This window comes from Acinetobacter sp. ANC 4648 (genome assembly GCF_002135345.1).
Taxonomy (GTDB): Bacteria; Pseudomonadota; Gammaproteobacteria; order Pseudomonadales; family Moraxellaceae; genus Acinetobacter.
Window position 1 is genome coordinate 101,205 of record NZ_NEGI01000007.1, and the last position, 11,890, is coordinate 113,094.

Genomic DNA, 11,890 nt, shown 5'->3' on the forward strand with positions numbered 1-11,890 from the left:
TTAAAATTTTTATTGCTTTTACAAGCCTCTTTATGCAGTTAATCTGTTTTATTCTTTGGAAAAAAACGTAAAACTACCAAAACATTATCATTCTATGTTCTATGTTTTTAAATACAAGAGTTTTTTTTAATTTATGTTTTTTTAAAGTAGGTTTGTGTAAAAAAGTGACATTCCTCGTCACATAGGTTTGATTTAGTTCATAATTCTAGGTGTATTTGATAATTCATTCGAATTATCTACAATTTGATGCTCATAAAACTGATCTAATATTCGACCAATATCCGACACTCCATCAATCACTGCCATTCTATAGTTTTTATTTTTTAAACTCGCAATCATTACATCACAAACTCTTTGCCATTCCAGTTGTGTTGTCGCGGAACTAATTCCACGATCGATAATAATTTCCACCGTTTTTTCACACAAATTTAGATAAACCAAGATACCACTATTATGCTCAGTATCCCAAACACCTAACTCAGCAAATAACTGCTGTGCACGACTTCGTGTATTCTGATAATAGGCCTGATGACTGGGAATATGCCCTTCAATCACCACTTGAATCTCACCGACATGTCCCAATTCTGCCTGCTTCACAGCTTCAGCAATTGCAGCTTGATCTTGCTGGGAAAAATAACGCTTTGATGCAGGTAAATATATAAAATGCTTCAACCAGCGCTTTAAACTAGGCTGTACTATTTCTTGCAACTTCGGTTCAGTTACAATTGCTGTTGTATCTGTTATTGTTACCATGAGCCAGATGCGCCTCCTCCGCCAAATCCGCCACCACCACCGCTATAACCTCCGCCACCGCGCCCTCCGCCACCACGCCCACCACCAGCTAAAAATATTTGTAAAATAAGCTGTGCTACTGAGGTAATGAGTAAGAAAAAAACACCAAAGCCTAAAACTAAACTCATGACAATTCCGGCGCCATAAATCAGACCAGCAGCAAAAGTTGTGACTCCTGCGACAGAAGCACTTAAACGATTACCGACCATAAATGAAGCCAAAATACCCACAATCAATATAATCATTGCTGTGGTAAATATTTGCTCTTTAGCCTGTTGCTCATGTAACGCTTGTGCTTGACGCTGCTTTAAATCTTCAGCCGCTTGTTGCGCGATTTCAGGATCTAAATTTAGGATTCGTTCAATTTCAGTTAAACCCGCCTCTAAACCTTGAGCATACTGACCCTGTTTAAAAAAAGGCGTAATTTGATTCTGAATAATTCGGCTGGCAATAATATCGGGGATAACACCTTCTAAACCATAGCCTGTCGCAATATGTATTCGATGATCATTCACTGCAACTGCAATAAGTAAACCATTATCTTGCTTTGCTGAACCCAACTGCCATTGCTGTGCAATACGCATAGCATAATCAAAAATACTTTCTTGACCTGTAGTTGGCACGATCACAATTCCAATTTGTGCTTTGCCCTGATTATATAAAGCTCGTATTCTTTGTTCTAAATCTTGCTTCTGTGCTACAGACAACACATTGGCTTGATCAATCACTGGCTGATTTAATGTGGGCAATTGGCGAATAGATTCCCCATCTGCCATGTCATTAGCTGCTGCTGAAGCCTGAGTCGTATTACTGTCCTGAATTTGACTTTTTTGCGGATTGGCTTCATTCTGCTTCAGCTGATTTTCACCAATCCTATTTATAGGATTAATTGCTATCGGCTGCTGATTATTCACAATCTTTGGCAGCACAACAGCATCTTCAGCATCACTGCTTGCTGTTGCAACTTCTGCCCAAGCAATAGACTGGAAAGCAACCATCAGCGTAAGCAATCCCATTATTATCATAATATTGAGTGGGCTTATTTTAGATTTATTACTTTCTTCAGTCATATCAACATCCGTTTATATATTTACACCTAACTCTATTTAGTTAAAGCTTACTGTTGGGGCTTTTTGTGCATCCGTTTCAGCACTAAAATTAGGTTTAGGTTTCATACCAATCACTTTTGCAGTCATGGCTTGTGGGAACTGACGAACATAGGTATTGTAATCTTGCACTGTTGCAATATAACGATTACGCGCTACCGCAATTCGATTTTCAGTCCCTTCAAGCTGAACTTGTAACTCACGGAATTGCTCATTGGCTTTTAAATCTGGATAATTTTCGGTGACAGCCAATAAGCGCGATAGAGCACCCGTCATTTGGGATTGTGCTTCTTGATATTTTTTAAATAATTCTGGATTTTCCAATACATCTTTATCTACTTTCAAACCTGCAACATTTGCACGGGCTTGTGTCACCTCAGTCAGTACTTTTTCTTCATGCGTTGCATAGCCTTTCACTACATTAACTAAATTTGGCACTAAGTCAGCACGACGTTGATATTGATTTTGCACTTCAGACCAAGAGCCTATGACAGCTTCATCTTTGGCTTGCAAAGTGTTGTAGCCACATCCCGTAAATAACAATGTACTTGCCAAGATAACAGCCAATAAGCCTTTTTTAATGCGACTACTCATTTTAAGCCTCAAATATTTATTGGTATTTGTTGATATAAAATATCATTCTAAACAGTTTTTTAAACTGATGTGTTGCTTTTGTTTATGCATTTTATCTGATGTGTATAACTCAAAAGTTATCCACAAAAAAGCCACCCGAAGGTGGCTTTCATGGAATGCTAAAAATAACTATTCGTCTTCTTTTTGCTCAGGTAAATCTTTGACTGCTTCTGCAATAAGACCGAACATATAGTTACCATATGCATTGGTTTTATCATAATGGAAACGCAAGCGTGGCGTTACACGTGTCTTGATACGACGACCTAATTCGTGACGCAAAAACCCAGCGGCACCATTTAATACGGCCAAAGTTTCTTGATTTGCAACTTCACTTTGATCATCGCCTAATTCACGCCCCATTACAGTGACATAAACTTCTGCATAACCTAAGTCTGGGCTGACTTTCACCGCAGAGATGGTCACAAGACCACCTAAGCGTGGATCTTTAAGCTCTTGACGAATCAGTTCTGACAACTCACGTTGCACTGTATCGGCCATACGCTTAAGACGTTGACTACCCGCCATTAAAGACTCCGTTTAATCAATTGAACATCATATACTTCGATTTTATCGAGTGGTTTGATGTCTTTATAACCTTTCACGGCAAGACCACATTCCATACCAGCACGAACTTCTTCAACCACTTCTTTATAACGACGAAGTGATTCAAGCTCACCTTGGAACACAACCACGTCATCACGAAGGACACGGATTGGTTTATTACGGTGTAACATGCCTTCAAGAACCATACAGCCTGCTGCCGCACCAAACTTACTTGAATGGAATACTTCACGTACTTGCGCTACACCAAGAATCGTTTCACGATGTTCAGGTGCAAGTTTACCGCTCATTGCTGCTTTCACATCATCAATCAATTCATAAATGATGCTGTAATAACGAATATCAATACCATCTGCATCTGCTTTTTGACGGGCAGTTGTATCCGCACGTACGTTAAAGCCGAAGAGTACAGCTTCAGAAGATTCAGCTAATGTAACATCAGATTCAGTAATTGCACCAACACCTGAACCGATTACACGAACACGAACTTCATCTGTCGACAAGCTGCTCAATGCAACAGTCAACGCTTCTAGCGTACCACGTACGTCAGTTTTAAGGACAACATTGACATAAGGCACATCTTTCTTGCCCATAGATGCCATAATGTTTTCAAGACGCATTGCACTTTGACGCTCAAGACGTTGTTCACGCTCACGTGCCATACGCGCATCAGCAACTTCGCGTGCTTTTTTCTCATCGGTTACAACAAGAACTTCATCACCCGCCATTGGCGCTTCAGGCAAACCTAAAATCTCAACTGGGATTGAAGGACCTGCCGATTGAATACGCTTGCCATTTTCATCTGTCATCGCACGAACACGACCGTAAGATGCACCAGCAAGAACTAAATCACCAACATTCAAGGTACCATTTTGTACAAGAATTGAGGTAACCGCACCACGGCTGTTGTCTACACGTGCCTCAATAACAACACCTTGTGCAGCACCTTCTTCAGATGCTTTCAGCTCAAGCAATTCTGCCTGAATTGAAATCAAATCAAGAAGTTCATCGATACCTTGACCAGTGTGCGCTGAAACCATTGCAACTGGTACATCACCACCCCATTGTTCAGGGACAATGCCTTTAGCTGTCAATTCATTCAACACGCGATCTGAATCAGAAGATTCTTTATCCATCTTGTTAATTGCAACAATGATTGGCGTACCTGCAGCACGTGCATGATCGATAGCTTCAGCAGTTTGTGGCATCACACCATCATCACCAGCAACAACCAATACCACGATATCTGTCGCTTTAGCACCACGTGAACGCATCGCTGTAAATGCCGCATGCCCTGGTGTATCAAGGAATGTAATAATTCCTTTATCAGTGGTTACATGATAAGCACCAATATGCTGCGTAATACCGCCCGCTTCGCCTTGTGCTACTTTCGCACGACGAATACGATCAAGAAGCGAAGTCTTACCATGGTCAACGTGACCCATAATAGTCACTACTGGAGGGCGCGTAGTTTGTGCACCACGTGCTTCTTCAGCTGCTTCAAGTAAGTTGTCTTCTGCTTGAGTATCAGAAACACGAACTGGGTTATGACCCATTTCTTCAACTACAAGTGCTGCAATATCTTGCTCAATTGCTTGGTTCTGAGTCACAAGCTCGCCCATTTTCATGAGTGATTTAATAACTTCACGAACTTTAATCGCCATTTTCGCTGCAAGATCTGCAACCACAATGGTTTCACCAATTTCTACATCATAAACCTGTTTTTTAACTGGTTTTTCAAAACCATGCTTATTCGCTTGGCTGGTTTTTAAACCACGTTTATGATGATTAGAAGAGAAATTCTGCTCTTCTTGACCACGACGTCCACCTTTTTTCGGCGCACGCGTGCTTGTCGTGTTACTACCACGTTTGATTTCACGATCTTCTTTTGCAAACGAATCTTCATAGGCTTGACCTACAAGACCCGCAGCAAGTGGAGAATCATCAACTACACGAATGGTTGCGGTTGTTGCTTCATCACCTGAATATTTAGACGCCATTTGACGCATTTGTTCAAGTGTACGTTGCTGCGCTTCTTCAGCAGATTTACGACGTGCTGATTCTTCAACTGCTTTAAGTTGAGCAGCTTGAGCCTCACGCGCTTTTTTCTGTTCAAGTGTTTCAATAACTTTTACAGTTGCTTTAGTCACTAGTTTGTTGTTTGACTTACGTTTAACAACTACAGCAGCTTTTGGCGTTTCTTTAGCAGCAGTTTGTTGTTTTGCCGCAGCGCGCATTGCTTCTAAATTTGCACTTGCTTTACCACCAGCGGGTGCAACATCTTTTGCTACAGCAGCCTCTGGTGCTTTTTGCGTTACTTGTGCATTGGCTTTAGCCAAAGCTTCAGCTTTGATTTGTTCAGGATTTGGCTTCGTAAAAGTATGCTTTTTACGAACTTCAACGTTAATCGTTTTTGCCTTACCAGAAGTACTGGCTACTTTAGCCGTACTTGTTGTTTTACGTTTCAACGTTATTTTTCCTGCATTGCTCGTATCTTGACCATGAGATTTCTTCAAATGGTTGACTAGAGCATCTTGCTGTTCGTGAGTAATTTTATCATCAGCCATTTTTTGCGGTAATCCAGCTTCACGGACTTGATCTAGAAGCTTTTCAACCGGAAGTCCTACGCTGACTGCTAACTCTTGAATTGACTTATCCGTCATGTATTACCTCCTAGTTAAACCATGATTCACGTGCTTTCATAATCAATTTTCCTGCTTTTTCAGCATCCAAACCGTCAATATCAGAAATATCGTCAGTTGCTTGGTCTGCCAAATCATCCACAGTGATTACGCCACGAGCGGCTAATGCATAAGCGATCTCTGAAGTCATCCCTTCCATTGCAAGAAGTTCAGCACTTGGATCTTGAATATTTTCTTGCTGTTTTAACGCATCTGCTAAAGCAGCTTCTTTTGCACGACTTTGTAATAATTCTACCAAGTCAGCATCTAACTCGATCTCATCAAATGTTTCAGCAGGAACGTACGCCACTTCTTCAAGAGAAGTGAAGCCCATCTCTACCAATGCCATGGCAAGATCTTCTTCGATTTCTAGACGCTCAACAAACATATCTAAATATTGTTGCGCTTCACTTTGTTGACGAGCACGATATTCATCTTCAAGCATCATATCCAGCTTATAGCCAGTCAACTCTGAAGCCAAACGTACATTTTGACCTTGTGAACCAATAGCACGTGCCAATTGATCGCTGGTTGCAAAAATAATATCTGCAGTTCTTGCATCTTCATCAAGCACAATACCCGATACATCAGCAGGCTCTAAAGCACTTGCAATATATTGAGCTGGATCATCAGACCACACCACAACATCAATACGCTCACCATTTAATTCAGATTGTACCGCTTGAATACGCGTACCACGCATACCAATACATGCACCCACTGGATCAATACGATGATCGTTGGTTTTCACAGCAATTTTAGCACGAACACCTGGTTGACGTGCAGCTGCTTTAATTTCAATGATTTCTTCAGAAATTTCAGGAATTTCTTTTTTCATTAAAGCAATCAGCATGTCAGGTTTAGCACGTGACAATAACAATTGTGCACCACGACCTTCACGATTTACACTGTAAAGGATGGCAGTAAGACGTTGTTTAGGACGAAGAAGCTCTTTAGGAATCATTTCTTCACGTGATAAGTACCCTTCAGCATTATCACCTAAGTCAATAATAAACCCATCTTTGGTTTGTTTTTTCACTTCACCGTAGATCAGTTCACCAACTTTTTCTTCATAAGCATCAGCAATTAACGCGCGCTCTGCTTCACGAATTTTTTGAACAATAACTTGTTTTGCAATTTGTGCAGCAATACGGCCAAACTCGATAGATGTCACTTCAAGTTCGCGAATATCACCAATAGACCATTTTTCAGGATCTAGATCTGAAATAGCATCTTGACATGCAGGCATCTCATGATCTTCATCAGCAACTACTTCCCACTGACGGAAAGTACGATATTCACCCGTTTTACGATCGATTTCGATACGAAGCTGAGCTTCTTCAGAATTTGTGCCTTCGTAGAATTTTTTCTTCGTCGCAGCTACAAGCGCTTGCTCAAGTGCTTCAAAAATCGCTTCACGACTAACACCTTTTTCATTACTAACCGTCTCTGCAACGGTAAGAATTTCACGGCCCATAAGTCACCTACTATTCAAATTCTTATAAATTAAATTTAGTCTTGATAGATCAAATTCGCTTTGTCGATGTTATTACTATCAATTTCAAGCACTTGTTGCTGCTCAACTTCCACTTGAATAAATTCATTTTCAAGATCAACTGAGACCAATTTCGCTTGGAATTTACGACGATTTTCTACAGCTGAAATTAAGCGAAATGCAACTTGTTGACCTATATAAGCCTGCATTTGTGCAAGTTGGAAAAAAGGACGATCCCAACCTGGAGAAGAAACTTCTAAAGAATACTCCCCAGAAATTGGATCATGAACATCCATCATTGCGCCAACTTGTTGAGTTACACGCACGCAATCTTGCACACCTATACCACGTACCAATTCTTCTTCACCATCATCATTCGTGAATGATGTTGCGTCTTCACCGACTGGTTTGTCGATATAAATACGCAATAAAGAACGCTTACCTTGAGGAAGGAATTCGATTCCCCAAAGATCTACATTACAAGCTTGCACTGCCGGGGCAATTAAGTCTTGAAGTGCTTGAGTTTTATTTGATAGCTTCATTTACTCTCGTCATATTTGTGCGATTCAATCGCTCATTGGACCGATTCAAACTTACTATAGTGAAGCATGACTTTTTGACCAATTGATGTCTACACCACACGATAGCCAATAAAAAAGGGCGTAATCGCCCCTATTATTACACAGAAAACTAAAGTCCACTGTGCAAAAAGGCCCACCTATCTGTGAGCCCTTTTAGAAACTTGGTAGCGGGAGCTGGATTTGAACCAACGACCTTCGGGTTATGAGCCCGACGAGCTACCAGACTGCTCCATCCCGCATCAACGTTGCAAAATTATACACAATAATTAAACGTTTTTCAATCAAACTTTAATTTCTTGTCCTGATTAAGTTGCACCTTAATCAAAATGGTAGCGGGAGCTGGATTTGAACCAACGACCTTCGGGTTATGAGCCCGACGAGCTACCAGACTGCTCCATCCCGCAACTATACTGCAAATTTTATAGACAATTTTAACTTTTCAGTTAATCAATTGTTTTTAATTAAGTTGCATCTTAATTAAAATGGTAGCGGGAGCTGGATTTGAACCAACGACCTTCGGGTTATGAGCCCGACGAGCTACCAGACTGCTCCATCCCGCAACTATACTGCAATTTTACATACAACTTTAACTTTACAGCTAAACAATTGTTTTAATTAAGTTGCATCTTAATTAAAATGGTAGCGGGAGCTGGATTTGAACCAACGACCTTCGGGTTATGAGCCCGACGAGCTACCAGACTGCTCCATCCCGCATCAATGCTTTTTTTAGCTGCTAACACCAACAATCTGGTTCATTGTTGGTGCGGAAGGGGGGACTTGAACCCCCACGCCCGAAAGCACTACCACCTCAAGGTAGCGTGTCTACCAATTCCACCACCACCGCAGCTGTGTGGCATTCTAGTAGCTTGCCTATCAAATTGAAAGGTTTAATTTCAATAATTCAGCTTATTTTGGTGCAGTTGGTGAAGTTTCACCCGAATTTTGTTGGGGTGGCACCGTCGTTTGCGGTGCGGTTTGAACTGTTTTCAAGCCATAAGCATCGCTTGTTTGTTTTTTCGCAAAAACAGCTAAACTTAAACTTGTTACAAAAAACAATGCAGTAAGAATTGCGGTTAAGCGCGTCAAAAAGTTCGCAGAACCAGACGCACCAAATACTGTCGCTGCACCACCACCGCCAAATGAAGCACCTGCATCTGCACCTTTACCGTGTTGTACAAGAATCAACACAATCATTAATACGGCTAAAATGATATGCACTACCAGCACAAATGTCTGCATGCTGAACTCCTCATTATTGTGTTTTTGCGAATGCCTGAGCAATTTGATAAAAAGACTCGGCATTTAATGATGCACCGCCAACCAGCGCACCATTAATATCTGGACAAGCCGCCAACTCTACTGCATTTTCAGGCTTAACACTACCACCATATAAAATTGCAATATTTTTACCTTGATCTGTAATTTGGCTTAAACCTTCACGAATTTTAGCATGCATGGTCTGCGCATCTTCTGGAGATGCAGTTTTTCCTGTACCAATCGCCCAAATAGGCTCATAGGCAATAACAATTTTTTGCCACTGTTCCGCTTGAACCACAGTAGCGATATCGCAAATTTGCTGTAATACCACTTGCTCTGCTTGACCACTTTCACGTTGTTCTAAACTTTCACCAACACAATAAATTACAGTCAGTCCTGCACTTAATGCATGTTGTACTTTTTGTTTGACAATTTCAGCCGTATCCGCAAAAATTTCACGACGCTCTGAATGTCCAACTAAAACAAATTGAATACCACTATCCTTTAATAGCTCGGCACTTACTTCTCCCGTATAAGCACCTAAACCTGCAATACGAGAAACGTCTTGAGCAACCGTTTTAATCGGGGTATCACATAATTGAGCTCGAACATTCAATAATGCGATGGATACTGGCGCAACACCGATATGACAGCTTTGTGCTGAAATTTGCTCTTGAGTAAAATATTGTTTTAAATCTTGAATAAGTTGCTGTGCGTTAGCTTGCAATGGGTTCATTTTCCAATTGCCGACAACCCAAGGAATAATAGTCGAACCCGACATACATCTAACCCTATTATCGAAAATGAGCACATTCTACACGGATTTTTTTCAGAATAAGAATATTTTCATAGGCTAATTATTGTTATTACTAAATAAGAATAAAAAAATAAACGCTGAACATTTCATAGTTCAGCTACAGAATTATAATTAGTGCATACTATTTATCGATTATCTTTTGATATCAGTACTTTTAAATATAGATATTTTTAACGATCACCGTATAATTTTAACATTCCAATTATAAAATGAATTTAAGGTGTATTGGGGATGTCTACACAGCAAGTTTCGCCTAAATTTTCTGGTTACATTCGTCGTCTCGTAGATGATGGCGTTGTTTCTGTGCCACAGATGCAAATTGCGATAGATAGTTCGAAAAAGAATAAAGTCAATCTGGTCGCATACTTAATAGAACATCTAAAAGTATCACCATTGCTGATCGCAGAAATGATATCACTTGAATTTGGTGAACCTTTTTTTGATCTCAATGCTTTTGACCCACATCTATTCCCTCAAGATTTAGTCGACAATAATCTCTTTAATAAACACCATGTCCTGCCATTGGTGCATCGTGGCAATGTACTTTATATTGCCATCAGTGATCCAACCAATATTGAAGCGCTTGATGCTATTCGTTTTAATAGCAACCTCAATATTGAACCAGTTATTGTTGAACATGATAAATTAATCAAATATTTAGAAAAATATTTTACTCAAGAAACTAATTTTGATTTTGGTGGTGATGATTTCGATGTTGATCTCATCCAGACAGACGACACCGCTACAGACTCAGACCCTGAGGAAAAAGCGGAAGAAGAAGCTCCAATTGTTAAATATATTAATAAATTACTAATTGATGCGATCCGAATGGGCGCCTCTGACTTACACTTTGAACCTTACGAAAAAACCTATCGTGTTCGTTATCGTGTCGATGGTGTTTTACGACACATTACCAACCCCCCTTTGCAACTTGCAACCCGTTTGGCATCTCGCCTCAAAGTCATGTCACAAATGGATATTTCTGAAAAACGTATCCCTCAAGATGGTCGTATTAAGCTCAAACTTTCTAAAAATAAAGCTATTGATTTTCGTGTCAACGCCTTACCGACATTATTTGGCGAAAAGCTGGTACTGCGTATTCTAGATCCATCAAGTGCAATGCTCGGGATTGATGCACTCGGCTATGAAGAACATCAAAAAGCATTATTTATGGATGCTTTAGATAAGCCACAAGGGATGCTTCTCATCACTGGACCAACAGGTTCTGGTAAAACAGTTTCGCTATATACTGGTCTTAATATTTTAAATACTGAAAGCTCAAATATTTCCACAGCTGAAGATCCAGTCGAAATTAATTTAGAAGGTATTAATCAGGTCAACGTCAATCCAAAAGTTGGGTTAAGTTTTTCCGTTGCTTTAAAATCCTTCTTAAGACAAGATCCTGACATTATTATGGTCGGAGAGATTCGAGATTTAGAAACTGCTGAAATCGCGATTAAAGCCGCACAAACGGGTCATATGGTAATGTCGACACTGCACACTAACAGTGCACCAGAGACATTAACCCGTTTAAGAAATATGGGTGTCCCATCTTTCAATATTGCTACCTCTGTAAATCTAGTGATTGCACAACGCTTAGCACGTCGCTTATGTAGCCATTGTAAGGTACCTGTCGAAATCCCTAAACAAAGTTTGTTAGAAATGGGTTTTACACAAGAAGATTTATCAAGTCCTGAGTTTCAAATTTATCAACCGATCGGTTGTAATGAATGTAGAGAAGGCTATAAAGGGCGTGTCGGTATTTATGAAGTCATGAAAGTGACGCCAGAAATTTCAAAAATTATTATGGAAGATGGCAATGCTTTAGAAATTGCAGCGGCATCGGAAAGATTGGGGTTTAATAATTTAAGACGTTCTGGATTAATCAAAGTCATTAACGGTTTAACTTCTTTACAAGAAATAAACCGTGTGACCAGCGAATAAAGAATAATCAATATTTAAGGAAT

General features: G+C 40.1%; 10 protein-coding genes and 5 tRNA genes. 1 reads left to right on the forward strand and 14 read right to left on the reverse strand.

All coding sequences use genetic code 11. From position 1 onward, the window contains the following. Positions 1–192 precede the first annotated feature (192 nt). The 14 genes from B9T27_RS12615 to tpiA form a co-directional block, all read right to left on the reverse strand. Complete coding sequence (locus B9T27_RS12615; RefSeq protein ID WP_086207168.1) at positions 193–753, reverse strand: TPM domain-containing protein; 561 nt, start codon at positions 751–753, stop codon at positions 193–195. Then, on the reverse strand, positions 747–1,862 hold the full coding sequence (locus B9T27_RS12620; RefSeq protein ID WP_086207169.1) for a TPM domain-containing protein: 1,116 nt from the start codon (positions 1,860–1,862) through the stop codon (positions 747–749). The genes B9T27_RS12615 and B9T27_RS12620 overlap by 7 nt, the downstream gene beginning before the upstream one ends. A gap of 36 nt (positions 1,863–1,898) precedes the next feature. Next, entirely contained in the window at positions 1,899–2,492 is a 594-nt protein-coding gene (locus B9T27_RS12625; RefSeq protein ID WP_086207170.1) for a LemA family protein, read from the reverse strand. 168 nt (positions 2,493–2,660) lie between these two features. Next, positions 2,661–3,056 (reverse strand): ribosome-binding factor A, encoded by a 396-nt coding sequence (locus B9T27_RS12630; RefSeq protein WP_086207171.1) that lies wholly within the window; start codon positions 3,054–3,056, stop codon positions 2,661–2,663. After that, positions 3,056–5,755 (reverse strand): translation initiation factor IF-2, encoded by a 2,700-nt coding sequence (infB, locus tag B9T27_RS12635; RefSeq protein ID WP_086207172.1) that lies wholly within the window; start codon positions 5,753–5,755, stop codon positions 3,056–3,058. Before infB ends, B9T27_RS12630 begins: the two co-directional genes overlap by 1 nt. Positions 5,756–5,765: 10 nt before the next feature. Next, positions 5,766–7,250 (reverse strand): transcription termination factor NusA, encoded by a 1,485-nt coding sequence (gene nusA / locus B9T27_RS12640; protein ID WP_086207173.1) that lies wholly within the window; start codon positions 7,248–7,250, stop codon positions 5,766–5,768. Positions 7,251–7,285: 35 nt separating this feature from the next. Next, positions 7,286–7,810 (reverse strand): ribosome maturation factor RimP, encoded by a 525-nt coding sequence (rimP, locus tag B9T27_RS12645; protein WP_086207174.1) that lies wholly within the window; start codon positions 7,808–7,810, stop codon positions 7,286–7,288. A gap of 201 nt (positions 7,811–8,011) precedes the next feature. Then, positions 8,012–8,088, reverse strand: a tRNA-Met gene (locus B9T27_RS12650). A gap of 88 nt (positions 8,089–8,176) precedes the next feature. Next, positions 8,177–8,253, reverse strand: a tRNA-Met gene (locus B9T27_RS12655). 79 nt (positions 8,254–8,332) lie between these two features. Further along, positions 8,333–8,409: transfer RNA gene (locus B9T27_RS12660), tRNA-Met, on the reverse strand. 77 nt (positions 8,410–8,486) lie between these two features. Continuing rightward, positions 8,487–8,563 (reverse strand) — tRNA-Met (locus B9T27_RS12665). Positions 8,564–8,608: 45 nt separating this feature from the next. Further along, a tRNA-Leu gene (locus B9T27_RS12670) sits at positions 8,609–8,693 on the reverse strand. 62 nt (positions 8,694–8,755) lie between these two features. Then, a complete protein-coding gene (gene secG / locus B9T27_RS12675) occupies positions 8,756–9,088 on the reverse strand; it encodes a preprotein translocase subunit SecG (RefSeq protein WP_086207175.1) in 333 nt (110 codons plus the stop codon). Between the two features lie 13 nt (positions 9,089–9,101). Continuing rightward, the gene (gene tpiA / locus B9T27_RS12680) at positions 9,102–9,887 is read right to left on the reverse strand and encodes a triose-phosphate isomerase (protein ID WP_086207176.1); all 786 of its coding nucleotides are present in this window, start codon (positions 9,885–9,887) and stop codon (positions 9,102–9,104) included. A 267-nt stretch (positions 9,888–10,154) separates the two neighbouring features. Between tpiA and pilB the strand changes: the two genes are divergently transcribed. Next, positions 10,155–11,867, forward strand: a complete 1,713-nt coding sequence (gene pilB / locus B9T27_RS12685) for a type IV-A pilus assembly ATPase PilB (RefSeq protein ID WP_086207177.1) — start codon at positions 10,155–10,157, stop codon at positions 11,865–11,867. Positions 11,868–11,890: the final 23 nt, after the last annotated feature.